Below are 23,910 nucleotides of genomic sequence, written 5' to 3' on the forward strand. Positions count from 1 at the left end.
CGGGTGAACGCGATTGCACGGGCCTGGAAGAAGGCGGTAGGAAAGGCGCTGCCAGGGCCCTGGCGGCCCTGGCTGGTGGTGCGCGAGGCACTGCTCGCCCTGGTGATGGGCGGGCTCGCCGTCCTGCTGGAGTGGGCCGGCCACACCGGCTACGCCGTGCCGGTCGGCCTCGGCACCGCGGTGCTGTGTCTGCTGCGGCGGGCCTTCCCGGCGAGCGTGCTGCTGGTGACGGCGGCCGCGACCGGCTGGGCGCCCGGTCCGTTCCTGCTGCTGGTCCTCGCAGGTGGGACAGCAGGGGCCCGGGTGCGCCGGGCCGGCCCGCTGGTCGGCACCTTCGTCCTCAGCTGGGTGCTGTTCACCGTGACCGGGGTGTTGAAGGACGTGGGCACGGCGTCGCCCAAGTTGCTGGTCGGGCTCTCGCTCGGCGGCTTCCTGCTGATGGCCGTCCTGCCCGCGCTGTGGGGCCGCTACCAGGCGCAGCGCCGCGAGCTGGAGGACGCGCTGCGCGAGCGCAACGACCAGCTGGTGCGCGAGCGTCTGATGGTGGTGCACCAGGCGCGGCTGCGCGAGCGTCACCGGATCGCCCAGGACATGCACGACAGCCTGGGCCACCAGCTCGCGCTGATCTCCGTCCACTCGGGCGCGCTGGAGGTGGACCGGAGCCTGACCGACCGGCAGCGCGAGGCGGTCGGTGTGCTGCGGCAGGCGGCGGTGGCCGCGATGCGCGAGCTGCGCGAGGTGGTCGGCGTCCTGCACGACGAGTCGACGGCCGTCCCGCCGGCGCCCGCCGGCGCGAGCGGAGCGCCCGGCCGGGGCGGCGTGGACGGGATCGAGGGGCTGGTGGAGTCCTCGCGCGCCGCCGGGACATTGGTCTCGCTCTCGCGGGACGGCGAACGGCGCCCGCTGGCCGCCGCCGTCGACCACGCGGCGTACCGGATCGTGCAGGAGGCGCTCACCAACGCGCACAAGCACGCCCCCGGCGCGCCGATCGGGGTCGCGCTCCGCTACGAGCCGGACGCCCTGGTTGTGGAGGTCACCAACCCGGCTGCGCCGGAGCCCGTCGGCGTGCGCGCCGGTACGGGCCAGGTCGTCAGCGGCGGGCAGGGGCTGACCGGCCTGCGCGAACGCGCGCGGCTGGTGGGCGGCATGGTGCACGCCGGGCAGACGCCCGACCAGGGCTTCCGGCTGGCCGCCGTGCTCCCGTACGGCGGCACGGCGGACGGCGCGGGCGACGGCGTCGCGGGCCTCGCCGGGGTCGATGACTGGGTGCTGGAGGGCCTGCCCCCGGTCGCGGACGGCGGCGGCGCGCGGCGGCGCAGCCCGGCGCTGGGCTGCGCGGTCGGCGTGGTCGCCGTCGGGCTGACCGTGCTGGGCCTGCTCGTCTGGGGCCTGTGGGCGTTCGTCCAGGCCACCGGCGACGCGACGGTGAAGACGTCGGTGTACGACGACGTCCGGCTCGGCCGGTCGGAGGCCGACGTGATGCGCGAACTGCCTTCAGGCAACGGCTTCTTCACCGACACCTTCAAGGGGAGCGGCCCGCCGGCGCCCGCGGGCTCGCACTGCCGGTACTACCTGTCCAGCGACGTCAGCGAGAAGTGGGACCGGGACAACGTGGTGCGGTTCTGCTTCAAGGACGGGGTGCTGGTGGACAAGCAGCACTACGAGGCGAAGAACTGACCGGCCGGAGGGCGCCGTCGGCCCGGATGTGAGGATGGTGCCGACGTACCGTGCCGCGGCACCGGCACCAGCACCGCTTGAGGGGATGACCAGCGTGATCCGAGTCCTCGTCGCCGACGACGAGCCGCTCATCCGAGCCGGTATCAGGATGATCCTGGGCTCCGCCGACGACATCGAGGTGGTCGCGGAGGCCGCCGACGGGCGGCAGGCGCTGGAACTGGTAAGGGCGCACCGGGTGGACGTCGTGCTGCTGGACATCCAGATGCCGGTGATGGACGGGCTGACGGCGCTCGCGGAGCTGCCGAAGGCCGCCCCCGGCGCACGGGCGCTGGTCCTCACCACCTTCGGTGAGCGCGAGAACGTCCTGCGCGCCGTGACCTCGGGCGGCGCGGGCTTCCTGCTGAAGGACACCGCGCCGGCCGAGCTGATCCAGGCCGTGCGCGCCGCCGCGAGCGGGAACGCCTTCCTCTCGCCGGCCGCCACCCGGCACATCGTCGACTCGCTGGCGTCCGGGCGCAGCGGCTCGGCCGCCGCCCGGAGCGCGCAGGCCCGGCGCCGCCTAGACGTGCTGACCGAGCGTGAGCTGGAGGTGCTGGCGCTGCTCGGTGAGGGCCTGTCGAACGCCGACGCCGGGGCGCGGATCCACATGAGCGAGGCGACGGTGAAGACGTACGTCAGCCGGATCCTGGCGAAGCTGGGCTGCGAGAACCGGGTGCAGGCGGCGCTGCTGGCGCGGGACGCCGAGCTGGACGGCCACGACTGAGCGCATCCATGTGGTCGCGGAGCGTGGTGGGTGTGGCGGATGCCACGTGGCGGCGGCATGGAGTCGGGAACTCCGGTTGCTGCGGTGACGGTGTGTCAGATCTCGGTTGCTGTCGGTAGACAATGCGCCGGATCCTACCGATCGACAGATGTGAGCGGGGGCACGGAAGTTGACCGGTTGATCTTGAAAATGCGGTCAAACCTGGTCGAACTGAGCCCCGCTCCTTGATCGATACCGGCGGTAACAGTCAACTGACCTGCGGCGTCCAAGAATTGCTTGCTGCGCGCCGGGATGGCCCCCTAGCTTCATTGGCGGCGCAACGAGCGCCACCCGGGTTCACCCCGACGCACGGCCCGCCGACTGACACCCGGCATGCGAGGGCCGTGCCCGCCGACGCGACCGGCTCGTACAGGCCGTCGGCGAGCGGAGGTGGCCGGGACGGTGCGGCACGTCCGACACGTGCAGAGCCGTCCATCGAGTGAGGCAAGCGCGACAACTGGCCCTGTCCCGGGTCTGGTTCCACCTGCCTGCCCGGGGCTTGACGAGAGGAACTTCATGACTTTCCGTCACGAGACCGCCGCTGCCACCGACACCACCACTGCCACCGATGCGACCGCCGCTCCCAAGCGCAACCGCGTCCGGATGGCCGTCGTCGCGGGTGCCGCCGTCGCGGCCCTGCCCGTGGCCGGCCTCGTCACGGCCACCTCGGCCTCCGCCGCGACCACCTCCGCCTGGGACGCCGTCGCCCAGTGCGAGAGCGGCGGGAACTGGAGCATCAGCACCGGCAACGGCTTCTACGGCGGACTGCAGTTCACCCCCTCCACCTGGGCCGCGTACGGCGGCACCGCGTACGCGCCGCAGGCCAACCAGGCCAGCAGGGCGCAGCAGATCGCCGTCGCCGAGAAGGTGCTCGCCTCGCAGGGCCCCGGAGCGTGGCCCGTGTGCTCCCGCAAGGCGGGCCTCAGCAAGGGCGGCGCGCCGGCGGCGGTCGACACCTCCGAGGACACCGCGCCGGCGGCACCGGCGAAGCCGGCCTCGAAGCCCGCGTCGAAGCCTGCCGCGAAGCCGGCCGCCAAGTCGACGCCCAAGACCCGGCAGAAGGCACCGCAGACGTTCCAGCAGCCGGCCAAGCCCGCGTCGCCCCCGTCCGGGGTGGGGAAGAACACCTCCGGCGGCACCTACACCGTCAAGAGCGGTGACACGCTGAGCGACATCGCGGCCAAGTTCGGCGTCGCCACCGACACGCTGTACGGCAAGAACGCCCGCGTCATCGGCGGCAACCCGGACCTGATCTTCCCCGGGCAGACCCTCACCGTCTGACGCCTCCTCACGCACGCACCGAGCGGCCACCCTCGACCGGGGGTGGCCGCTCGGCGTGTCGGCGGGGTGGGGCTGGCCCGGGCAGCTGGCCGCTCGGCGTGTCGGCGAGGCGCCCGGCTGGCTGGACCTGTGCAGCGGGCAGGGTCGGGCGCTCGCGGAGGCGGCGCGCCGGCAGCCGGACGGGGTGGAGCTGACCGGGGTGGACCTGGTCGGCCCGCTGGCGCCGCCGCCAGACGTGGCGGCGCTGCCCGGGCTGCGGCTGGTCGCGACGGCGGTCGCGGACTGGGTGCCGCGCCGGTCTATCTGCTGGTGCTGGAGGGCGGACGGGCGGTGCGGCCGCCGTTCCGCTACGTCGGGGCGGACGCGGGAGCCGGGCCGAACTACACGGGCCAGCCGGCGGTCGGGTCGTACTACCGGGCGCCGGCATGAAGGGGTGTGCGCGGGGCGGTTCAGGTTGTCGTTGAAGATTCAACGCGACGTCCGAATACCGCCGGACGTCCCGGGCGCCGCGGCCGAGGATCGAGTCATGTCCGACAACGGGACGAGGAGTTCTGGAGATATGACGATGAACGGTACGGCGAGGCTCGACGGCAAGGTGGCCCTGGTGACCGGCGGCAGCCGGGGGATCGGGGCGGCGGTCGCGCTCCGGCTGGCCGAGGACGGCGCCGACGTCGCCCTGACCTACCAGGGCGGCGCCGAGCGGGCCGAGGCCGTCGCCGCGAAGATCACCGCGCTCGGGCGGCGCGGCTGGGCGGTGCGGGCCGAGAGCGCGGACCCGCAGGAGGTGCAGGCGGTGGTCGCGGCCGTCGCCGAGCGGTTCGGGCGGCTCGACATCCTGGTGAACAACGCCGGCGTGGGCGTGCTGGGCCCGATCGGCGAGATGGCGCTGGAGGACGTCGACCGGGTGCTGGAGGTGAACGTCCGGGCCCCGTTCCTGTTCGCGCAGGCGGCCTCGGACCGGTTGGCCGAGGGCGGACGGATCGTCACGATCGGCAGCTGCATCGCCCGGCGCGTCGCCTTCCCGGGCGCCAGCCTCTACGCGACCAGCAAGGCCGCGACGATCGGACTGACCAAGGCGCTGGCCCGGGAGCTCGGCCCGCGCGGGATCACGGTGAACGTCGTCCACCCCGGGCCGATCGACACCGACATGAACCCGGCGGACGGCGACTCGGCCGAGTTCCAGCGGGGGCTCACCGCACTCGGGACGTACGGCGCGGGCACGGACGTCGCGGGCGCCGTCGCGTACCTGGTGAGCGCGGACGGCCGGTACGTCTCCGGCGCGGAGCTCGCGGTCGACGGCGGCTTCGCGGCCTGACGGTGCCGGTGGCGGCCCGGCTTCCGGTTCCGGCGTGGCGTCGGGGCCGGAGGCCGGGCCGTTGTCTGTGGACGCGGTTACCATCGCCGGGTCCGACCACGTGTACCGGCCCACGAGGGGTGCGCCATGACCGCAACGGAAGACCCGATCGACCTGCTCGCCCGGGCGCTCGCGCAGACCGCGGGGCTGATCGACGGGGTGGGCGTCGAGCTGGCCGGTCATCCGACGCCGTGCCGCTCGTGGGACGTCGGGATGCTGATCAGCCATCTGCTGCACGACGTAAGGCAGTTCACCGTCCGGGCGGAGGGCGGCCGGCCCGACTGGTCGCAGCCCTTCGAGCGGGTCGAGAACGACTGGCTGCACGCCTTCGAGGCCGGCGCCGAGGAACTGATGGACGCCTGGCGGGCGGCCGGGGACCTCTCCGGCACGATTGAGGTCCCCGGCATGGGCATGCTGCCCGCCCGGTTCCCGGTCGACCAGGCGATTGCCGAATTCGCCGTCCACGCCTGGGACTTGGCACGCGCGACCGGCCAGTCCACGGACGGGCTGGACCACGAGGTGGCACTCGCCTCGCTCGCCTGGGCGCGCGGCGCGCTCAAGCCCGAGTTCCGGGGGCCGGAGGAGGAGAGTCACAGCTTCGGCCCGGAGGTCGCGGTGCCGGAGGACGCGCCGCCGTACGACCGGCTCGCGGGATTCTTCGGCCGCGACCCCGGAGCCGCGCCGCTGCACGTCTGAATCTACGACCACGAAGGTTCACCGGGGCGGCGTCGTGGTGGACGAAGGGCAGGAACCGAGCGCGCCGGTGCCCAGCGCGGTCGTGGCCAGGGCGGCGGTGCCGAGGCGGACGGCGGCGCCGCGTCGGGCCACCGCGCACGGGGCGTCCGGGCGGTGGACTGATCGGTGCACTGCTCCGATTCCGTTCAGTATCGGTAGTCAGTACCGGGGGGAGCCCGGTTCAGGCCCGGTCGTCGGGGCGGCGGCAGGCGGCGGGATCGGGCGCGGGGGAGGCCTGGCAGAGGTAGCCGCGGTCGTCGCGGTCCTCGCTGAGGTACCGGCCGGAGCAGTGCTCGGGGCCGTACTCGGCGCAGAAGGCGAGCGCCTCGTAGCCGTTGGCGAACGCGCCGGGGGCGCGCACGATCCAGTAACCCGACGGCAGTGACGGCCAGTTGTCGCTGTCGACGAGGCTGGCGCCGGGCACCTGCTGCGGGAGGTAGGCGAGGACGCTCAGGGCCGCTTGTGGACGGGGACGCGCAGGAGGAAGCGGGCCCCGCCCCGCGCGCTGCGCTCCACGGTGAGCGAGCCGCCGTGCGCGTGCGACACCCAGGCGGTGATCGACAACCCCAGGCCGCTCGACCCGGCGCCGCTGTGGAAGCGCTCGAACAGCGACTGCGCCTGTTCGGGTGGCACACCCGGCCCGGCGTCGTCGACGGCGACGGTGCCGTCCGCGCCGACGGTGATCTCGATGTCGGCCTGCTCGCCCGGGGCGTGGCCGTGGGCGAGCGCGTTGCCCAGCAGGTTGGCGACGGCACGGCGTAGCAGGCCCGCGTCGGCGAGTACGACCACCGGCACCGACTCGACGCGCACCCGGTGCCTGTCCACCGGGGTGTCGGCGACCACGGCGTCGACGAGCTGGTCGAGCCGCAGCGGTTCGAGGTCGAGCGCAACGGCGCCGGCCTTCAGCCGGGCGCGGGTCAGCAGGTCGTCGACCAGCTCGCTCATCCGGGTCGACTGGCGCAGCGTGCGGCGCATGACCTCGGTGGAGTCGGCCTCGCCGCGCAGGCCGGTCTCGGCGAGCAGCCGCAGGGAGGCGACAGGGGTGCGCAGGTCGTGGGCGGCGTCCGCGAAGAACGCCTCCTGCTGGTCGAGCGCGGTCAGCGCCGGTCGGACGGCCCGCCCGGCGAGCCAGCGGCCGGCCAACGCGGAGACGGCCACCAGGACCGTGCAGACGACGGTGAGGAGCAGCGTCAGCCGTTCGTGGTCGTTCTGGCTTCCGGAGATGTCAACGGCCGCGACCACGACGGCGTCCGCGTTCTCCCCGGGTGGTCCGGCGAACGGCTGGGCGGACAGGCGCAGTTGGTGTCCGTTGTCCGCCCGGGCGGTGGTCAACGCGACGTCCTGCTCCCTGCCGGCCTCGGCGGCGAGCTCCTGCGCCGCCGGGGCCGGGACCGCGAGGCAGGGCCGGTGCGGGCCTGCGAGGGCGGTGAGCCGGTCCGCGGTGCCGGTGAACAGCGTCACAGGAGGGCAGTCGTACCCGCCCTCCTTCGGATCCGGGTATTCGAGTGCGCCCGCGTCGTCGTACCGGAGGTCGGCGACGAACTCACCGGTCCGGAGCTTGAGGTCGACATCGACCTGGGCGCGCCAGGACGAGTCGTCCGCGCGCACGGCGATGACCGTCATGCCGACCAGCCCGGCGGCGCTGACCAGGGCGAACAGCAGCGCGATGCGCCGCCGCAGCCGGCGGATCCGGCCGGCCGGCGTCGGCGGGACCCGGCGGCGCAGACGGCGGTGCGGACGACGGCGCGACCGACGGATCAGGCCGGCCGGGGCCGGTGGTCTCACGCCTGAGACTCCAGCCGGTAGCCGACGCCGCGCACGGTGTGGATCAGCGGCGGATCGCCGAGTTTGCGGCGCAGCTGTGAGACCAGGACCTCGACGACGTTGGAGTTGGGCTCGGTCAGCTCGTCCCAGCAGCGTTCGATGAGTTCGGTGCGGCGCACCGCCTCGCCGGGCCGGGCGGCGAGGGTCTCCAGGACGGCGAACTCCTTGGTCGTGAGGGAGAGCAGCACACCGTCGCGGTGCACCGTGCGGCGGGCCGTGTCGATCTCCAGGCCGCCGCACCGGACCACCGGCGGGCGGGCGACGGCGGTGCGCCGGCACAGGTTCCGTATCCGGGCGACCAGTTCGGGGACGGCGAAGGGCTTGACCAGGTAGTCGTCGCCACCGGTCGCGAAGCCCTCGACCCGGTCGGCGACGGTGTCCCGGGCGGTGAGGAACAGTACCGGCACCGTCCGGCCCTCCCGCCGTATTCGCTGGACGTACGCCGCCGAGTCGCCGGAAGGCAGCATCCGGTCGAAGACGACGCAGTCGTAGGCGGTGACGAACAGCGCCTCGTCCGCGGCGGGGAGGTCGGCGGCCTCGTCGACGGCCAGACCGCTGCCGCGCAGTGCTGCGGCCACCGCGAACCGCAGGTCATCGTCGTCCTCGACCACCAGTACGCGCATGCGGGACAGGATAGCCGTGGCCGCCGGCGGGGCCGCAGGCGCCGACGTGCGCTGTCGACGACCGTTCGCCGGCTCACGTCCGTCGTCCACGGCCGCGAGCCGGCAGCATCGGCGGAGCGCCTCCCCGTGGGGGAGCGGGAAGGCGCGGCCGCCGACGTGGAAGATCATCACAGCGGAAGCCTGAGGATTTGATGAGCCCCGCCGTGCCCTGGCGCTGACGCCCCGTCCGCCGGACGCACCACGGGCATCCGGCGCCCCTGATCTCCCCGGCAGTAGCGCATCGCGAGCCGATGGTGCCCCGCAGCCTCGGCTCGCCCGCACACGACCTCGAGCGGCTTCGCACCCGCATGCGCCACCACCCTGGCCGCCGCCCCCGTCGCCATGACCGCCGCGAACGCGACGACCACCCATCCGGCCTGCCGAAGAACCCGCCCGGCCTGCGCCCGCAGCCGACGCCGAGCCCGTATGAATCCCCGCACCGCCCCGCTCCTCCCGTTCCCGCCGTCCGTACGCGGGAAGAGCCTGACGGTGTGTGCCTGAGGATCTGATGAGAGCCCTGGCCCGGCCGACCCGCAGACGAGAGTCCCAAGACAGCCCCTACCGGCGCTCGGCGCGCGGCGGGGACTCCCGGAGGGTGCGGCGGGCGGCTCCCACGGTCATGAGGGCCCACAGGAGGGCCGCGGCGCCCACGGCGTAGGCACCCTCGCTGAGAAAGGCCAGGTCCAGGTCCGTCCCGGCCGGGGGGACCCAGCCGTCCGGGTCGAGGAGGACGGTGGCGGTGGCGCCGGTGGATTGCGGGCCGGAGCAGCCCGAACCGACGAACTCGCCGTGCGGGACGGGCTGCCCGTCCGGACGGCGTATCCCGCACTTCCACCCGGCGTGCCCGCGCCGGTCCCGCTCCTCGTGCACCCAGGTGACGACCACGTCGGTCCGCACCGCGCGGTGCGCGGTCACCTCCGCCCGGAACACCGCCGTGGGCAGGGCCAGCATCACGATCCCCAGCAGCACTCCCGGCCACAGGACCCATCCGCTGGTCCGCACCACCATCAGCCCGCCCAGCGCCGCGACGAGCACGACCACGGCGGCGACCGTGCAGGGCGCGGCCACGTCCGGATTCCCCGCGCCCACCATCAGCCCCACGATCAGCAGCGGCGCGAGCACGGCGACCAGTCCCGCCGTCCACCGCACCGTCCGGGCCGACGCCCGCCGGTCCTTCGCGGGCTTCCGCTTCGGCGTCCGCTTCGGCCGTACGACCCCCTCGGCCGGCGGTCTCTTCTGCTTCTTCCCGCCCATCCTGCGGCCCCCGTCCGTTGGTGGTGCTCGACTGCTCGCGACAGTGTGACGTACCGGCCGGAACGGCGGTCGCGGGGCGGGGACCTTCGAGCGGACTCGGCCGGCTGTTCCTCGCTCAGCCCCTGCCCGGCGGCCCCCGGATGACCGCTCCAGGAATCCCAGCGCCACCAGACAGGCGTGCCGCTCCCGATCAATGCCTGGCAGCGTCACCCTGCGCCGGCTCGTCGCTCGGGGACGGCGGGTCCGGCGATGAGGGGGCACCCGGTGGGCACAGGGCGAGGCCGGTGCCGCAGGCGGCGGCCGCCAGACCCAGCAGGGCGACGGGGCGGGACCACGCGAGCGCCGCGGTGGGGGCGAACGCGGCCGGCAGGACCAGCAGGGACGCGAGGGTGGCGGCGGCCGCGGAAGCGGGTCGGCGGGGCCGATGCCGCGGGTCGAGCGCGTCCAGGAGCAGCAGGTAGCCGGTGAGCAGGACGGTCACCACGAGCGCCCGCCACGGCGCCGGTTCGCCGAGCGCGGCGAGCAGGACGGAGCCGGTGGCGAGGGCCGTGGTACGGGTGGCGGTCAGTCCTGCGGGCAGGGTCGCCGTCGGTGCGCCGCCCTCCGACGGCGGGGAGGCCCACAGGGCGAAGGCGGCGGCGGCCACGGAGGCGGCCGGACCGAACCGGTCGACCGCGGTCCCGCTGCCGCCGTCCCCGACCCCGGCGGCGGCGAGGGCCAGGGCGGCGCCGACGGCGCGCAGGGCGGCGCGATCGAGGCGCGGCGCCCACCGGGCGGAGGATGGCGTCGGGTCAGGGAAGGGGGTCATCGGGTCGCTCCCTCGATCCGACGCCGCAACAGGGGCGCGAGGGCCAGGTCCAGTGCCTCGCCCGGGGTGTGGCGGGCCACCGGGATGCCGCGCCCGCGCAGCGTCGAGCGCATCGCCTCCCGTTCGGCGCGCCACAGCCTCAGCGCCAGCGCGTCCGTCGCGTCACCGGGCTCCACCGCCGGGTCGCCGACCGGGATCTCGACCACGACCAGCGGGTTGCCCCGCTCGCGGACCTGCCCGAGGACCTCGAGGATCCGTTGGTCGGCGAGTGGGGTGACGGCGTAGACGAGGGCGCGGGCGGGCAGGGCCGGGAGCGGGATCCTGGGTGGTACGGGCCCGCGGCATGGGCGGTCCTGTCGGACCTCCAGCACGCTCTCCACCATGCGGTAGAACTGCCGCTCCCCGCTGCCCGCGGTGAGCCAGCGCAACTGCCCGCCGACCGCGACCAGGCCGATCCGGTCGTGCCGGCGCAGGTAGGCGCGGGTCAGTCCGGCGGCGGCGCGCAGCGTCTCGTCGAGGCTGCGCCTCCCCGTGGCGGCGTCGCGGAAGTCGGCCAGCGCGTCCAGCAGGACGACCACGTCGGCGGCGCGTTCGGCGGCGAACTGGTTGATCTGCACGGCGTCGCGGCGCGTGGTGGAGGGCCAGTGGATGCGTCGCTGCCGCTCACCCGGCACGTGCGGGCGTACGCCGACGACCTCGACGCCGGTGCCTTCGTGCGCGGCGGTGTGCTCGCCGATCCGCTCGGGCAGCCGGACCGGGATCGGGGTGAGGCGGGCGGCGGTGGGCACCGGGAAGACGTCCACGGTGCCGAGGTCGGTGCGCAGGGTGCGGCGGGTCAGGCCGCCGGCGTCGGGGACGTCGAGGTCGACGACGCCGAGGCGTCGCCGGCCCCAGCTCTCGGGGCGCAGGACGAGGTCCACGCCGTCCGCGGTGACGGTGAGGGCGTCCAGGGCGACGTCCGGGCCGAGCGCCACGGTGGGCTCCGGCGGGCCGATGTGCCCGTCGTGCCCCACGGTGATCCGCACGGTGACGTGCTCGCTCTCGAAGCAGCGCCGCGGTTCGACGGCGGCCTCGACGGACAGCCGGGTGGGGCGGGTGTGTCCGGGAGAGGCGAGGGCGAGCAGGACGGCGGGGCCGGCGGCCAGGGCGAGCAGCCAGGCGTGGCCGGTGAGCAGGGCGGCGCCGGCACCGGCGGTGGCCACGGTGAGCAGGCGCAGGGTGCGTTCGTCGGCCCGCCAGTGCGGCGAGGGCGGACTGTCCGGCAGGCCGGCGGCGGTGGCTCGGGCGCTGCGGGCGGCGGCCAGGGTGCGCAGCTTCTCGGCGGCCCGGTCGGTGGCCGGATCGGCGGTTCGACGCGTGGCCGGGTCGGTGGTCCGATCGTCGGGCTGCCCGCCGGCGTCGCCGGCGGTTCGTGTGGGGTTCACCGGACGGCCGCGCGGGGCAGGGTCTGCGGCGCCGGGACGGAGTCGACCAGGCGTGTGACCACGTCGTCCGCCTCGATCTGTCGGACCCACAACTCCGGTGCGAGCGTGATGCGGTGGGCCAGGGCGGGGACGGCGAGCGCCTTGACGTCCTCCGGAGTCAGGTAGTCGCGACCCTCCAGCATGGCTCGGGCCCGGGCGAGTTGGATCAGGGCGAGGCCGCCGCGGGGCGAGGCGCCGACCTGGATCTGCCGGTCGTTGCGGGTGGCGTCGACGAGGGCGACCACGTACTCGACCAGGTCGTCGTCGACCTCCACCCGCTCCACCGCCGCACGCATGGCGAGCAGTTCGGCGGGGCTGCTGACGGCCCGGAGCACCGCCTCCGGCGCGGCCCGGTCGAGCCGGGCGCGCAGCATCGCGGCCTCAGTGCCGACCGGAAGGTAGCCCATGCGCACGCGGACCAGGAACCGGTCCAGCTGGGCCTCGGGCAGGGCGTAGGTGCCCTCGTACTCGATCGGGTTGGCGGTGGCGATCACCAGGAAGGGCTGCGGCAGGGTCCGGGTGGCGCCGTCGACGGAGACCTGGCCCTCGGCCATCGCCTCCAGCAGGGCGGCCTGGGTCTTGGGCGGGGTCCGGTTGATCTCGTCGGCCAGCAGCAGCTGGGTGAAGAGCGGGCCGGGCCGGAAGACCATCTCGCCGCTGCCGCGCTCGTAGAAGGGGGCGCCGGTGACGTCCGAGGGCAGCAGGTCGGGGGTGAACTGGATCCGACGGAAGTCCAGGCCGAGGGTGGTGGCGAACGAGCGCGCCAGCAGGGTCTTGCCGAGCCCGGGCAGGTCCTCGATCAGGACGTGCCCACCGGCCAGGGCGCCGAGCAGCACCAGCCGCAGCGCCTCGGGCTTGCCGACCACGGCCCGCTCGATCTCCTCGAGCACCGCGCGGGCGTGCTCACCGGCCTCCTGCGGGGTCAGCGCGGGTATCGGATCGGCGGGGGCGTCGGGAAGGACGGACATGGCTCTCCTGCGCAACTGTCGGTGAATGAAAGGGACTTCGGAACGCGGCGTGGCCTACTGAGGATCACCGCGGCTCACAGCGATTCGAGGCGTTCGACGAGAGCGCGCAGCACCGGGGCCGGGAAGGTCTCGGCGGGTGCCGGCGCCTCCGGGTCGATCCACGGCCACAGCCGGGGCCCGAGCAGTTCGGCGGCCCGCTCGCGGTCGGCCGGCAGGTGCAGGCCGTGGACCTCCGCGAGCCGTACGGTGAACAGCCGTTGCAGGCGGGTGCGCAGCGGCCCGGTGTCGCCCTGCGGGTCGAGCCCCTGACGGACGGTCCAGCGCCAGTCGCCGAGGCCGGGCTCGTACGCCTCCATCAACCGCGGCCGGCGGCCCCAGGTCGACCCCCCGACACCGGCGCCGGCCACGTAGCGGGCGGTGAGCAGGGCGGCGGTGGTGAGCAGCACCGCCCCGGCAGTCGCCGCGGGCACCCCGCCCACCAGGGCGAACACCACCTCGGCGAGGACGGCGGCGACGGTGAGCTCGATTAGGCTGTGCCGCACCGACCCCGGGACGACGCTCTGGGGATCCGTAGCGTCCGTAACGTTCGACGCGTCCGCCGGCTTGGTCGACTCACCGTTCATCGCCGACCCCCGTCACGTCCGCGGCGTCCGCGAGCCCGGCGGCGATCTCGTCCAGTGCTGCCCGGGCTCGGCGTACATGGTTCTCGTCCAGCTCGTGAGTGGAGTACCGGGCCTCCCGGAACAGCGCGGTGAGCTTCCGTGCCGGCACGGCGTCGACCCGCCGGTCGGCAAGCGCCCGCTCCAGCAGCTCCGTCGGGCTCTCCGACGCCTTCCGTGCGACCCCGGAGGCCGCCAACGAGCCCTCCATCGCCGCGTAGCACGCGATGACCGCCGCCCGTGCGTCCCCGCCCTCCAGCGCCCTGCGTCCGGAGGCGACGGCCTCGGCGAGGACCTCCTCCTGTCGTGTCGGCGCGGCGGCCAAGGGCGCGGGCGCCGCAGGTCGGCCCGCCCGTCGGCGACGCAGCAGCGCGAGGAGGGTGACCGCGAGAGCGACCGCCGCCAGGGCCAGTACCCCCAGTAGGGCCGCGAACATTCCCCCGAGCAGCCCGCCCGCCTCCACCGGCACCTGCGGCCACGGCGCGTGTGCGGCCGGCTGTGGTTTGGGGCTGAGCGAGGGCAGCGGTACCGGGTGCGGCAGGGTGAGCCCGGCGCCGACCCGGGAGTGGAACACCAGCATCAGCACCGGCACCGCGCCGGCGGCCAGCGGCAGTAGCAGCGCGGCCGCCTCCCGCAGCCGCTCCGCCTGCGGCGTCGGCCCGTCCAGCGTCCGCACCTCTTCGCGGAACCGCACCGCGAACCGTCCGACCAGCACCGCCCAGCCCAGCCCCAGCAGCACCACCAGCCCGATCGTGGTCACCGGCCCGGCCGAGGCCCTCCCCAGCAGCCCCCCGTCCGACCGCAGCGCCACCGCGGCCGCCACCAGGCCGACGACGACCAGCAGCACCCCCACCGCCCGGCCGCCCCGCCGACCCGTACACAACGGCACCCCGTGCCCCATGCGGCAACCCCCCGGTTTCCCCCGCAGCCCGCCCGACGGCGAGCACTCCGCAGCGTCGCACACCAACTGTCACCATGTCACCCACCGCCTCACCAGCACCACCCCCGACCTCTGACCCGAATCCGCAGATAGTGGCCGACGGTCAATCAGTTGATCTCTGTGCTGGCTGTCAGTGCGGTTGTGGTGTGTCCGGGTAGGTCGAGGGCCCGGCTGTCGTGCCGGGTGGGCGGCTTTCCAGGGCGGTTGGGGGTGGTTCGGGCCCGGGTCGGGCGGTCGGTCAGGCGGGCAGGAGGGGCCGGTGGGCGCGAATCCGGGCCAGCGCCTGCGCGATCAAATCGGCCGCTGCCGTGGTGAAGTGGAGTTCGTGGCGGCGGGCAGTGAGCGTCCAGCGGGCGGCGCGGGCGATGAGCAGGCGCCGAACGGTGGCGATCCGGCGACGTGCCGTGCCGATCGGAGCGAGCATCTGCAGCCAGGCGGACAGGTTGTAGGCCAGCAGCGCGCCCCACATCCACATGCTGTTGACCGCGTGGGAGCCGGAGGGCAGGTGGTTCAGGCCGGCGCCGTGGGCGGTGTCGCGGAACAGCTCCTCGATGCTTGTGCGGCGGCGGAACTCCCACTCCGCCCTCGCGATCTCCTCGTCCAGGTCCAGCTCTTCGTCGGTGGCGATGAAGGAGTAGGCGTACGCGGTGTCGGCGATACCGTCCAACACGAGGGCGAGCTGGTCGCGGCCGACGGTGCGCGAGCGGCGCGAGCGAGGGTCGGCGGACAGTTCTGCGGCGTCGTAGCGCACCCGCCGGGCGATCACGCGGGTACCGTCGGGCCATCCGGTGGGCGCGTAGTCCAGCAGCGCGACCTGCGCGCCCGGGTAGTCCAGCGCGTCGGTCCAGTCATCCTCGTACACCCGCGCCACGGCCCGCCACAGCGGCTTGGAACGCGGGACGCCGAGCCGGAACAGTCCACCACGGGCGACGATTTTCTCGGCGACCTTCCCGGAGTAGTAGCCCGAGTCGCCCTGGAACAAGATCCGGCCGGTGGCCCCGGCGGCTCGCGCGGCGTCCACTGCCCGGTCGATCTGGTCCGGGGACTGGGTGCGGCCGTCCGAGCGGCCGTCCAGCAGGTCCGCGGCCAACGGCGGTTTCTAGTGGTCGTTGCAACACGTGGTCGGTTGTCTAGGCCGCGAGGAGTTTAGCCAGACGCTCGGCTGGGGTTTCCCAGCCGAGCGTTTTGCGTGGGCGGCGGTTGAGCTGGTCGGCGACGGCGGCCAGGTGCTCGGGCGTGTGGACCGACAGGTCGGTGCCCTTGGGGAAGTACTGCCGCAGCAGGCCGTTCGTGTTCTCGTTGGAGCCGCGCTGCCAGGGACTGGCCGGGTCGCAGAAGTAGACCGGGATGTCGGTGGCCAGGCTGAACTCCGCGTGCCTGGCCATCTCGCTGCCCTGGTCCCAGGTCAGGGACCGCTTCAGCTGGACCGGGAGTGTCCGGGCGGTGGCCACTAGGGCGTCGCGGACGGTCTCGGCGGTGTGGTCGCCGGGCAGGTGCAGCAGCATCACGTAGCGGGTCGAACGCTCGACCAGGGTGCCGATCGTGGACTTGTGCTCCTTGCCGAGGATCAGATCGCCCTCCCAGTGGCCGGGGACGGCCCGGTCCTCGGCCTCGGCGGGGCGCTCGCTGATCATGACCATCGGGTCGGTGAAGCGGGAACGCCGGCAGTTGGCCTGCCGCTGGGGCCTGCGGCGGGCCCGGCCTGAGCGCAGGGCACCGGCGAGCTCGCGCCGCAGCTCGCCGCGGCCCTGGACGTAGAGCGCCTGGTAGACGGTCTCGTGGACCACGTGCATCTCCGGCCGGTCGGGGAACTGTCGACGTAGAGCGTGGCAGATCTGCTCCGGGCTCCACTGCTCGTCCAGCATCGCCTGGACGGCGGCGTGCAGCTCGGGGTTCTCGGTGATCTTGCGGGCCTTGGGGCGGGGCCGGCGAGCGTCCGCCCTGGCCTGGGCGGCGTGCGGACGGTAGTGCCACTGCCCGCGAGTGCCCTCGGTGCGGTTGCGGCGGATCTCCCGGCTGATGGTGGACGGACTGCGGCCCAGCTCCGCGGCGATGGCCCGCACGGTGGCCTTCTCCCGCAGCCGGTCGGCGATGTGGATCCGCTCGTCCTCGCTCAGATACCGGGAGACACCGGAAGGCGGCACCACCATGCGAATCGGTGGTGCCGCCTTCTGCCGCTGCTCGGCTCCGCGGCCGTGACGCCACTTCTGGCCGGTCCGGCGGGCGATGCCGACGATCCGGCACGCCTCGGTGTTCGTGTAGCCCTGCTGCATGAGCCGGGAGTATGCCTCCCGTTCCCGGCGCAGCTTCACAGGCCCCTGGGCCGTCCGGTCCTTGCGGATCTCGAAGTCCAATGCATCCCCTGAACTGGGGTGTTGCAACGACTCCTAGAACCCAAGAACAGCACACCGGCCTGGGCCCAGTGCGCGGCGTGCACCCGTCCGGCGATCTCGCCCTTGTAGGAACGGACGACCTGCTCCTTGCGCGTGGAGTAGACCTCGATGTCCTTGGCGTCCAGGTCGATCGTCACCGGCCCGGTCAGGATCCGGGCTCGTTCGGTGATCGGGAGTGCGGCCAGCGCACGGGCGGTGACCTGCGACGAGGCCCGTTCCAGGCCCTCGCGCTGCACCTGCTTGAAGCGGGCGGCCAAGGTGGCGGCCGTCGTCGCGGCCGGGACGGGCGCGGGCAGCAGCCCTTCGCCGACCGTGTCCGCACGCAGCCGGTCGAAGCCGACCAAGTGGTCCTCGCCGCACAGTTGCACTGCCGCCAACGCCAGCGCGAACTCCCCGCCCGACAGGCCACGGTCACGCATCTTGACCGGGCCGATCCCAGTGTCCAGGGCGGCGGTGATCCCCAGCGTCCGGTCCAGCTCGGCCACCAGCACCAGGCCGCCGTTCTCCGTCAGCGACCCGTTCGGCACCCCCACCCGAGCGTTCAGCCTGGTCCAGCGACGACCGGGGGCACCGGATACGGTACGGCGACGCGATATCGTCTTCACTCGACAGGTGCACTTTCACGTTTGAGCTGGTCACGGTGTAGGAACCCCGATCTTCTCAGTGGACGTTAAGTCCGTTTCTGGTAGCGGCCTCGTCCGGGTTGGGTGAGGAAGCCTTGGCGGGTGAGGCGTCCGAGGCGGCTGCGGGTGATGTTGACGGACGCCTCGTCGGTGGGTATGCCGAGGAGTTTGTGCAGCTCGCGTGCCCGGAATGCCTGGTCGGGGTGCTGGTTGAAGGCATTCACGATTGCCTGGTAGGTGGTGTTCGTCTCGGGTGGTTCGGATTCGGCTCCTGCCGGCGTGACCTCCGCGATGATCTTTCGGGTGGTGGCCAGGTCCGTGAGCCGCGCTTCGGTCTCGGTCAGGTCGGCGGCGAGCTCTTCAATCCGGACCCGTAGTTCTGCGGCCCGGGCGGCGGCCTCGTCCTGCCGGGTCTGGAGGTCTGCCAGGAGTTCGGGCGACGTTCACGCGGCCAGTCCAAGGGTGTCGCGCCAGGCCGGGGCTGGTGTGGTGAGGCGGCGGGTCATGTTCGCGGTGGAGGCCCAGTAGACGCGTGAGGCGGAGGTGTCGGGCCGGTGGTCGTACTCGCGGGCGAGGCGTCGATGCAGCATCAAGGTGCCGTTCGTCTGCTCCACCACCCACCGTTTCGGCTGCGGGACGAAGCCCTTGCCCTGGTCGGCCGGGTTGCGGCGGACGACTTCGACGTCGATGTCCAGCAGTGCACCGTGGATGACGACCTCGTCCTTGAAGCCCTGGTCCACCAGGGCCTTCTCCAGACGCATCCCGCACCGTTCGGCGGCCTGGTCGAGCAGGGCGGTGCCGGCGGCGTTGTCGTGGGCGGAGGCGGCCAGGACGACGACACCGATGATCAGCCCCATGACGTCGACGGCCAGTCCCCGCTTGCGGCCCGACACCTTCTTGTTCGCGTCCAGTCCCGTGGTGCTCTTCGGAACACCGGCGGCCGCGCGGACGGACTGGGTGTCGATGATCACGAGGGACGGGTCCTCTAATCGGCGGGCCCTCTCCCGGATTTGGCAACGCAGGAGTTCCTGGATCCGCTGGTCGAGCCCATCCTGGCGCCACAGGCCGAAGTAGTAGAACACCGCCGACCAGGACGGCAGGTCATGGGGCAGGTAGCGCCACTGACAGCCCGTCCGGTTCTGGTAGAAGACCGCGTTCACGATCTCCCGCAGATCACAGGACCCCGGATCCCCGGTCGCCGATCGCGCCACCCGGTCCTGCTTCCAGGCCGTGATCATCGGCTCGATCAACGCCCATTGCTCGTCCGATAAGTCGCTCGGATACGCCCGTCTGTCCATGCGCCGCAGAACATCACCCGAACCACGACTGGCACGCCAGTACGGCCAACGTTCACACGAACGAGCGATCACGAGCCGAGAGAAAAGGGACTTAACGTCCACTCAAACCGAAAGCGCACCTGTCGTCGTATCAGTCACCGATCACCGCCACTACCTGCGGATTCGGGTCTGATCCCGTGGGGGCAATCCGCGGTTTCCCAGGGCTGCCACCAGCGCGCCTCCCAGTGCAGACCGTGGGTGTCCGCGAGGTTCGCGCTGGAATACACGGTGCTGGACGGCGACGACACGCGGCCGCCGCGCGCCGTCGATCAGCGCCAGCACCAGCGCCCGGCGGCGGCGCGAAGCCTGCCCATCACCGCGAGATTGCGCGATTGCCGACGGCGATCCCCGATAGTGGAACAACGTGTGACGCCGGGTGACGGAGCCCTTCCGAGGGGTTTCCCGGTCGATCGCCCTTGCTCCCCCCGAGGCACCGAACACCCGCGCCGGTTCCGCCCACCACTGCAGGAGGCCCCTTTGCGGACCGTACGAACCTCACAGCAGATCACCGACGATGTGATCGCCTACATGGAGCCCGCACTGCGCGAGGCGACGAGCAGGCTCAGCGAACCCGTCCGGCGCATGACGGAGTACCACTTCGGCTGGATCGATGCCGACGGGCGGTCATCCACCCCGGTGGGATTCCGTCGGCGTCCGGCACTGATGTCGCTGCTGTGTGCGGGCAGTACCGAGGAAGCGTGGGACGGCGTCCGCAATGCCGCCGTGGCGGGCACACTGATGTCCGCAGCGGGCACCGTCCACGACGACATCATCGACCGCGAGCTGATCCGCAAGGGCCGGGCGACGCTGTGGAACGCGTTCGGCGTACCGGCCGCGATCCAGGTGGGCGTCGCCCTCCACTGCCTGGCCTTCGAGCTCCTGGCCGCCGAAGAGCCACGGGTCGCGGTCGAACTGAGCCGCCGCGCCGCCCTCGCCATCCGGGAGTGCTGCTCGGGCCAGATCCGCGACCTGGAGTCCGAGGGCAGTTCGCGGATGAGCCTGCGGAACTCGCTCGACCTGCTGGAGCGCACCATCGCGCTGCCCACCGCCGGTGTCTCACTGGTCGGCGCGCTGGTACGCGGAGCCACGGACGCCGAAGTGGCGGCGGCCGAACGGTTCGGCTACCACGCCGGGATGGCCATGGCGTTCTTCGACGACTGGGAAGGCGTCTGGAGCCGCTCACGCGAGTCCCTGGAGGACTCCCTCGCCGACCTGCGCCAGCGCAAGAGCCGGGCCTTCGTGGCCTACGCGCTCGACTCCCAGGGCCCGGCCCGGAACCAGCTGGCCGCCTTCTACGACGACACCAGCGAGCCCGACCCCGACCGACTCGTGCAGGTCGCCGCCCTGATCGAAGCGTGCGGCGGCCGGACCTGGCTCGAAGCGCGGATCAGAGAGCACATCCACCTGGCGGGACAAGCGCTGCCCGACGCCGTCTCCGACCCGGCCGCCAGAGCCGAACTCGCCGTCTTCCTCGACGCGATCGCCGACGAACTGCCCTGACCGCCGCGCCGCGGCCGGGCCGTGGTGCCCCGCCGCTTGCCCTGCGGCCAGGACACCAACATCGACGTCCAGCAGCCAGGGCATGCGGCCAGGGCTGCTTCGCAGTAGCGCAGTGACCGTCTTCCTCCCCGTCAGTCGATACGGATCGCTTTGAGGAAGGTCGCGTCGGGTGCCAGGTTGGCGCTGTCTTCCGGTTCGACCCACACAGGGGAGTCACGGTGACCGATGTAGCGGTCCGGGTAGTTGGTGGAACGGACTCGGCCGCTAATTGCAGTAACCATCAGGAGGAACGGCTTCCTGAGCTGGGCGGCCCGGAGCGGCGCCGCTCCGGGCCTGTGCCTCGCTCAGTCGGGGCGCTCCAGCCGATTCCGGAAGTGGCGCGTCCAGCCTCGGTCACGATGCGTCGCGGCGAGCGGCAATCGCCCTGGCGCCCGGTCGCGAGCGAACCGGCGACCGGTGCGCGCCTATCCGGCCGACGTCCGCGTGGCGCCTCCGGCGCGGATCCGCTGACGCAGGAAGAAGGCGGCACGGTCCAATGCCTCGTCCGCCTCGTCGAGGACGCCGGCGAACGACTGGAACACGTGCGGCACGTCGGCGGTGACGTCGAGGATGACGTCCACGCCCGCTGCCCTCGCCCGCGCGGCCAGGCGGGTGGAATCGTCCAGCAGCACCTCGTTGGTACCGACTTGGATCAGCATCGGGGGAAGGCCGGTCAGATCGGCGTGGACAGCCGGACTCAGCAGGGGCTGGCGCGGGTCGGCTCCGGCGAGGTACATGGCTCCGGTGTGTTCGAGGCCCGCGCGGGTGAAGATCGGGTCGATGCCCTCCTTGGTGTCCATGCTTTCGCCGGTCCGGGTCGCGTCCGTACCCGGGGAGAAGGCCAGGATGGCAGCGGGGAGAGGGAGGCCCGCATCCCGGGCGGCGAGGCAGGTGGTGACCGCCAGGCCGCCACCGGCGGAGTCCCCCGCGAAGACGATGGCCGAGGGCGCCTCGCCGCGGTCGAGGAGGGCGCGGTAGGCGCACAGGGCGTCCTCGATCGCGGCCGGAAAGGGGTGTTCGGGGGCGAGCCGGTAGTCCAGCGAGTACGCCCCGAGGCCAGTCCTGGCCACGAGGTTCCCGGTCAGCGAGAGGGCGGTCTCGGGCGAGCCGAACACCCAGCCGCCGCCGTGGAAGTACAGGATCGTCCCGGCGGCAGAGCCGCCCTCCGCCTGTTCGGCCGGCCCACCCTTCGGTTCGACGCGCAGCGCGGGCCGGTCGCCGAGCGTCGTCTGCGCCGTTCGTATGCTGCCGTGGGGCACGATCATCCGGGCCATCAACTCCCGGAATCCGGCCCGGATCTCCTCGACCGACCGGGGCCCCTCGGGGCCCGGCTGCCGCAGGACCTCGTCGATCCGGATGCGCTGCTCCCTGCTCATGGGCACACTCCCGCCATAAGTAGCTTCCTGTACACTATATGCCATGGAATATACATCGAGCGGAGACCGCGCCGGGGCCGACCTGTCCGAGCTGTTCGCCGACCTCGTCCGGTGCGAGACGCGCCTGTACAACGCCCTCAACGACCGTCTCCGCGAGCGGCACGGGATCGTCACCTCGCAGTACGAGTTCCTGAGCTACCTGCGCGACCATCCCGGGTGCCGGGTCGCGGACCTCGCCGCCGAGTTCGCCATCGGCGTCGGGGCGACCAGCAAGGGCATCGACCGCCTGGAGAAGCAGGGGTGGGCCGCCCGCCGGCCGAACCCGGCGGACCGCCGGTCCTCGCTGCTGGCCCTGACCGACGACGGCGCGCTGCTCGTCGAGGAGGCGCAGCAGACCTTCACGGGCAGCCTCGCCGAACTGCTCGGAGGCACGCTGGACGCCCGCTCGCTGTCAACGGTCGCGCGCGCCCTCTCGACCCTGCGATCGGCGCTCGAACGCGACCAGGTCGGCACACCCACCGGCTGACCGGCGCCCGGTCGGCACCCCCAGAACCGGGCCCGGGCCCACGGGCGACGCCTCTGTCGAAGGAGCACGCTCGCACGGGTTGACCGTCTGTCGGCGTCACAGAGCCAGTGCGCGAAGGCAGCGGCGAGGAAACCGTCCGGCAGGCGCGTCCCCCCTCGGTGTCGGTGTCGACGACGGGCGCGGTGAACGCCCCCGAGAACTGGCCGGCCGCGGCGACCTCGTGCCGGAAGCGGGCACGGAAGGACCCGTCCTCTGCCAGCTCCGGCCTGATCACCTTGACCGCGACGGTCCGCCCGCCGGCCGACCGGCCCCAGGTACACCGCGCCCATGTCGCCGACCCCGAGCCGCCCCACCAGCATGTACGGCGACCGGCTGGAGTGCCCGGGGTGCGTGGAGGCCCACGCCGCGCAGGAGTTGGGCCCGCTTGTGCTGTTCAGCCCCGCGAAGCGGGAGCTGGTGGCTGCTCTGGTGTCCGTTCCGGATGATCCATGGTGGGAGGTGCTGGTGCTGCACGCGAAGCTGTACCCGGTCAGGGAGCGCAGGGTGCGACCTGTCCGCATGTGGGGGCGGGGAATGGTCTCTGATCCTGATGGTCGGCCACAACGGGGCGCGGCCGGCCGACATGGCGGGACCTGTCGACACGCCTACGGCCGGTACCGCTCGGCGAGGTCGCCGTAGCCGCCCGCCGTCCAGACCGCCTTGCGGAACTCCGCGAGGCCGAGCGCCTCGGTGCCCTGCCCGGCGGTGGGCGGGAAGTGCGCGGTGCCGCAACGGGCGCAGTACCAGGCCTGGTTCCAGAGCCGCTCGGCCTGCGGCCGGCCCTCCAGACGCCGCCGCCTGGAGAGGAACAGCGCGGTCGCGCCCGCCAGCAGGGCGATCGCGACGGCCAGGATCAGGTACGACCCCCAGAGCGGGAGCAGCGCGTCGTTCGCGCTGGCGAGCGGACCCGCCGCGTGCGTGGCCGGGGACGCCGGAGCGGCCTTCGGAAAGACGCCCGGGAGGTCGGTGGGGAAGTCGTTCGGGAACCCCGGGTGCTTGGTCACCCAGTCCGGCGGCGAGAGGTCGGGCTTCTGGTGGACGGGCGCGTCGCGCGCCATGGCGCCCTGGATGAAGGTGAAGACCGCCCCGACCAGCGTCACGAGGCCCAGGACCACCAGTGCCTGGACCGCCGTGCTGGTCGTCGGCGGCGCGGGCGCCAGGGCCCGGCCGAGGGCGGAGACCTCTTCGCGGGTCTCGGTGCGGCCGTCATGGCCGGAGGCGCGCACGGTGACGTTCCGCCGCTCGCTCAGGTGGACGGCCGGCACGCTGCGGACCTGGTCGGTCAGCGCGCAGCGCGGGCAGGGCGGCAGGGAGCCGTGCGGCGGCGGCGCGGGTACGGCATCGTTGATCGGCATGTGCGGAATTCCCCCCAGGAGTACGACGGTTGGGCAACCGTTCGCATTCGCGTGGACGCCGCCGCGCGGCCCCCGGTTGCGGCCCGTCGTCGGGCGTCTGTACCGCAAGCCCAGCATTGCCGCGGGTCGTACTCGCCTGCCGAGCAGCCCTCGGCTACGCCGGTGCCACTGCTCTGGTCGTCGAGCAGCAAGCCGCTCACCTCTCCGGCGCCGTCGGGGCTGCCGCTGCGCTACCCGTTCTGGCCGGCCTGTATTGGTACGGCCAGGGCTGGGACGACGCCACCCTCCACGCTGC

General features: G+C 73.2%; 25 protein-coding genes. 7 read left to right on the top strand and 18 right to left on the bottom strand.

What is annotated here, in order from left to right; all coding sequences use genetic code 11:
- Positions 1-3 precede the first annotated feature (3 nt).
- The 5 genes from F7Q99_RS41540 to F7Q99_RS27000 all read left to right on the top strand — a co-directional run bounded on the left by F7Q99_RS41540 (position 4) and on the right by F7Q99_RS27000 (position 5,810).
- A complete protein-coding gene (locus F7Q99_RS41540; protein WP_153465528.1) occupies positions 4-1,677 on the top strand; it encodes a sensor histidine kinase in 1,674 nt (557 codons plus the stop codon).
- A gap of 94 nt (positions 1,678-1,771) precedes the next feature.
- A complete protein-coding gene (locus tag F7Q99_RS26985) occupies positions 1,772-2,440 on the top strand; it encodes a response regulator transcription factor (protein WP_326847264.1) in 669 nt (222 codons plus the stop codon).
- A 555-nt stretch (positions 2,441-2,995) separates the two neighbouring features.
- On the top strand, positions 2,996-3,760 hold the full coding sequence (locus F7Q99_RS43305) for a transglycosylase family protein (protein WP_153465532.1): 765 nt from the start codon (positions 2,996-2,998) through the stop codon (positions 3,758-3,760).
- A 559-nt stretch (positions 3,761-4,319) separates the two neighbouring features.
- Entirely contained in the window at positions 4,320-5,075 is a 756-nt protein-coding gene (locus F7Q99_RS26995) for an SDR family NAD(P)-dependent oxidoreductase (RefSeq protein ID WP_153465534.1), read from the top strand.
- Between the two features lie 126 nt (positions 5,076-5,201).
- The gene (locus tag F7Q99_RS27000) at positions 5,202-5,810 is read left to right on the top strand and encodes a TIGR03086 family metal-binding protein (protein ID WP_153465535.1); all 609 of its coding nucleotides are present in this window, start codon (positions 5,202-5,204) and stop codon (positions 5,808-5,810) included.
- Between the two features lie 18 nt (positions 5,811-5,828).
- Here the strand turns inward: F7Q99_RS27000 and F7Q99_RS27005 are convergent, their stop codons facing one another.
- The 15 genes from F7Q99_RS27005 to F7Q99_RS27075 all read right to left on the bottom strand — a co-directional run bounded on the left by F7Q99_RS27005 (position 5,829) and on the right by F7Q99_RS27075 (position 18,741).
- Positions 5,829-5,981 (bottom strand): hypothetical protein, encoded by a 153-nt coding sequence (locus F7Q99_RS27005; RefSeq protein ID WP_153465538.1) that lies wholly within the window; start codon positions 5,979-5,981, stop codon positions 5,829-5,831.
- Between the two features lie 49 nt (positions 5,982-6,030).
- Complete coding sequence (locus F7Q99_RS27010; protein ID WP_153465540.1) at positions 6,031-6,273, bottom strand: hypothetical protein; 243 nt, start codon at positions 6,271-6,273, stop codon at positions 6,031-6,033.
- A gap of 26 nt (positions 6,274-6,299) precedes the next feature.
- The gene (locus F7Q99_RS27015; protein WP_326847150.1) at positions 6,300-7,634 is read right to left on the bottom strand and encodes a sensor histidine kinase; all 1,335 of its coding nucleotides are present in this window, start codon (positions 7,632-7,634) and stop codon (positions 6,300-6,302) included.
- The gene (locus F7Q99_RS27020; RefSeq protein WP_153465542.1) at positions 7,631-8,296 is read right to left on the bottom strand and encodes a response regulator transcription factor; all 666 of its coding nucleotides are present in this window, start codon (positions 8,294-8,296) and stop codon (positions 7,631-7,633) included. Before F7Q99_RS27020 ends, F7Q99_RS27015 begins: the two co-directional genes overlap by 4 nt.
- A 597-nt stretch (positions 8,297-8,893) precedes the next feature.
- Positions 8,894-9,589, bottom strand: a complete 696-nt coding sequence (locus F7Q99_RS27025; protein WP_153465544.1) for a hypothetical protein — start codon at positions 9,587-9,589, stop codon at positions 8,894-8,896.
- 190 nt (positions 9,590-9,779) lie between these two features.
- Positions 9,780-10,397, bottom strand: coding sequence for a hypothetical protein (locus tag F7Q99_RS27030; protein WP_153465546.1), 618 nt, complete (start codon positions 10,395-10,397; stop codon positions 9,780-9,782).
- Entirely contained in the window at positions 10,394-11,821 is a 1,428-nt protein-coding gene (locus F7Q99_RS27035; RefSeq protein WP_326847151.1) for a DUF58 domain-containing protein, read from the bottom strand. The genes F7Q99_RS27030 and F7Q99_RS27035 overlap by 4 nt, the downstream gene beginning before the upstream one ends.
- On the bottom strand, positions 11,818-12,828 hold the full coding sequence (locus tag F7Q99_RS27040; protein WP_153465548.1) for an AAA family ATPase: 1,011 nt from the start codon (positions 12,826-12,828) through the stop codon (positions 11,818-11,820). Before F7Q99_RS27040 ends, F7Q99_RS27035 begins: the two co-directional genes overlap by 4 nt.
- 74 nt (positions 12,829-12,902) lie before the next feature.
- Positions 12,903-13,370, bottom strand: coding sequence for a hypothetical protein (locus F7Q99_RS27045; protein WP_195911178.1), 468 nt, complete (start codon positions 13,368-13,370; stop codon positions 12,903-12,905).
- Between the two features lie 70 nt (positions 13,371-13,440).
- Positions 13,441-14,376 carry a DUF4129 domain-containing protein gene (locus tag F7Q99_RS27050; protein ID WP_153465550.1) on the bottom strand — a complete coding sequence of 312 codons (936 nt, stop codon included), beginning with the start codon at positions 14,374-14,376 and terminating at the stop codon, positions 13,441-13,443.
- A 289-nt stretch (positions 14,377-14,665) separates the two neighbouring features.
- Positions 14,666-15,517, bottom strand: a complete 852-nt coding sequence (locus F7Q99_RS27055) for a transposase (RefSeq protein WP_153465552.1) — start codon at positions 15,515-15,517, stop codon at positions 14,666-14,668.
- A gap of 40 nt (positions 15,518-15,557) precedes the next feature.
- Complete coding sequence (locus tag F7Q99_RS27060; protein WP_407697877.1) at positions 15,558-16,700, bottom strand: IS30 family transposase; 1,143 nt, start codon at positions 16,698-16,700, stop codon at positions 15,558-15,560.
- A gap of 35 nt (positions 16,701-16,735) precedes the next feature.
- On the bottom strand, positions 16,736-17,347 hold the full coding sequence (locus tag F7Q99_RS27065; RefSeq protein ID WP_195911179.1) for a transposase: 612 nt from the start codon (positions 17,345-17,347) through the stop codon (positions 16,736-16,738).
- Between the two features lie 143 nt (positions 17,348-17,490).
- On the bottom strand, positions 17,491-17,667 hold the full coding sequence (locus F7Q99_RS41555; protein ID WP_230210274.1) for a hypothetical protein: 177 nt from the start codon (positions 17,665-17,667) through the stop codon (positions 17,491-17,493).
- Between the two features lie 219 nt (positions 17,668-17,886).
- Positions 17,887-18,741 carry an IS5 family transposase gene (locus F7Q99_RS27075; protein ID WP_153463757.1) on the bottom strand — a complete coding sequence of 285 codons (855 nt, stop codon included), beginning with the start codon at positions 18,739-18,741 and terminating at the stop codon, positions 17,887-17,889.
- A 516-nt stretch (positions 18,742-19,257) separates the two neighbouring features.
- On the opposite strand from F7Q99_RS27075, the gene F7Q99_RS27080 reads away from it, so the two are divergent.
- On the top strand, positions 19,258-20,280 hold the full coding sequence (locus F7Q99_RS27080) for a polyprenyl synthetase family protein (RefSeq protein ID WP_153465557.1): 1,023 nt from the start codon (positions 19,258-19,260) through the stop codon (positions 20,278-20,280).
- Positions 20,281-20,411: 131 nt separating this feature from the next.
- On the opposite strand, the gene F7Q99_RS43740 is transcribed toward F7Q99_RS27080, so the two are convergent.
- Together F7Q99_RS43740 and F7Q99_RS27090 are read right to left on the bottom strand one after the other, a co-directional pair.
- Complete coding sequence (locus F7Q99_RS43740; RefSeq protein ID WP_153465559.1) at positions 20,412-20,561, bottom strand: AbfB domain-containing protein; 150 nt, start codon at positions 20,559-20,561, stop codon at positions 20,412-20,414.
- Between the two features lie 183 nt (positions 20,562-20,744).
- A complete protein-coding gene (locus tag F7Q99_RS27090) occupies positions 20,745-21,695 on the bottom strand; it encodes an alpha/beta hydrolase (protein ID WP_153465560.1) in 951 nt (316 codons plus the stop codon).
- A gap of 43 nt (positions 21,696-21,738) precedes the next feature.
- On the opposite strand from F7Q99_RS27090, the gene F7Q99_RS27095 reads away from it, so the two are divergent.
- Positions 21,739-22,221 (top strand): MarR family winged helix-turn-helix transcriptional regulator, encoded by a 483-nt coding sequence (locus F7Q99_RS27095; protein WP_153465562.1) that lies wholly within the window; start codon positions 21,739-21,741, stop codon positions 22,219-22,221.
- A 644-nt stretch (positions 22,222-22,865) separates the two neighbouring features.
- Here the strand turns inward: F7Q99_RS27095 and F7Q99_RS27100 are convergent.
- The gene (locus tag F7Q99_RS27100) at positions 22,866-23,615 is read right to left on the bottom strand and encodes a hypothetical protein (RefSeq protein WP_153465564.1); all 750 of its coding nucleotides are present in this window, start codon (positions 23,613-23,615) and stop codon (positions 22,866-22,868) included.
- Positions 23,616-23,910 lie beyond the last annotated feature (295 nt).

It is taken from the genome of Streptomyces kaniharaensis (assembly GCF_009569385.1).
Classification (GTDB): domain Bacteria; phylum Actinomycetota; class Actinomycetes; order Streptomycetales; family Streptomycetaceae; genus Kitasatospora; species Kitasatospora kaniharaensis.

Bases quoted from the DNA above. Each gene is read 5' to 3' on its own strand.
- F7Q99_RS43305 (WP_153465532.1), top strand. From the start codon at position 2,996: ATGACTTTCCGTCACGAGACCGCCGCTGCCACCGACACCACCACTGCC.
- F7Q99_RS26995 (WP_153465534.1), top strand. From the start codon at position 4,320: ATGACGATGAACGGTACGGCGAGGCTCGACGGCAAGGTGGCCCTGGTG.
- F7Q99_RS27000 (WP_153465535.1), top strand. From the start codon at position 5,202: ATGACCGCAACGGAAGACCCGATCGACCTGCTCGCCCGGGCGCTCGCG.
- F7Q99_RS27020 (WP_153465542.1), bottom strand. From the start codon at position 8,296: ATGCGCGTACTGGTGGTCGAGGACGACGATGACCTGCGGTTCGCGGTG.
- F7Q99_RS27025 (WP_153465544.1), bottom strand. From the start codon at position 9,589: ATGGGCGGGAAGAAGCAGAAGAGACCGCCGGCCGAGGGGGTCGTACGG.
- F7Q99_RS27030 (WP_153465546.1), bottom strand. From the start codon at position 10,397: ATGACCCCCTTCCCTGACCCGACGCCATCCTCCGCCCGGTGGGCGCCG.
- F7Q99_RS27040 (WP_153465548.1), bottom strand. From the start codon at position 12,828: ATGTCCGTCCTTCCCGACGCCCCCGCCGATCCGATACCCGCGCTGACC.
- F7Q99_RS27060 (WP_407697877.1), bottom strand. From the start codon at position 16,700: ATGCAGCAGGGCTACACGAACACCGAGGCGTGCCGGATCGTCGGCATC.
- F7Q99_RS27075 (WP_153463757.1), bottom strand. From the start codon at position 18,741: ATGGACAGACGGGCGTATCCGAGCGACTTATCGGACGAGCAATGGGCG.
- F7Q99_RS43740 (WP_153465559.1), bottom strand. From the start codon at position 20,561: ATGGTTACTGCAATTAGCGGCCGAGTCCGTTCCACCAACTACCCGGAC.
- F7Q99_RS27090 (WP_153465560.1), bottom strand. From the start codon at position 21,695: ATGAGCAGGGAGCAGCGCATCCGGATCGACGAGGTCCTGCGGCAGCCG.
- F7Q99_RS27095 (WP_153465562.1), top strand. From the start codon at position 21,739: ATGGAATATACATCGAGCGGAGACCGCGCCGGGGCCGACCTGTCCGAG.
- F7Q99_RS27100 (WP_153465564.1), bottom strand. From the start codon at position 23,615: ATGCCGATCAACGATGCCGTACCCGCGCCGCCGCCGCACGGCTCCCTG.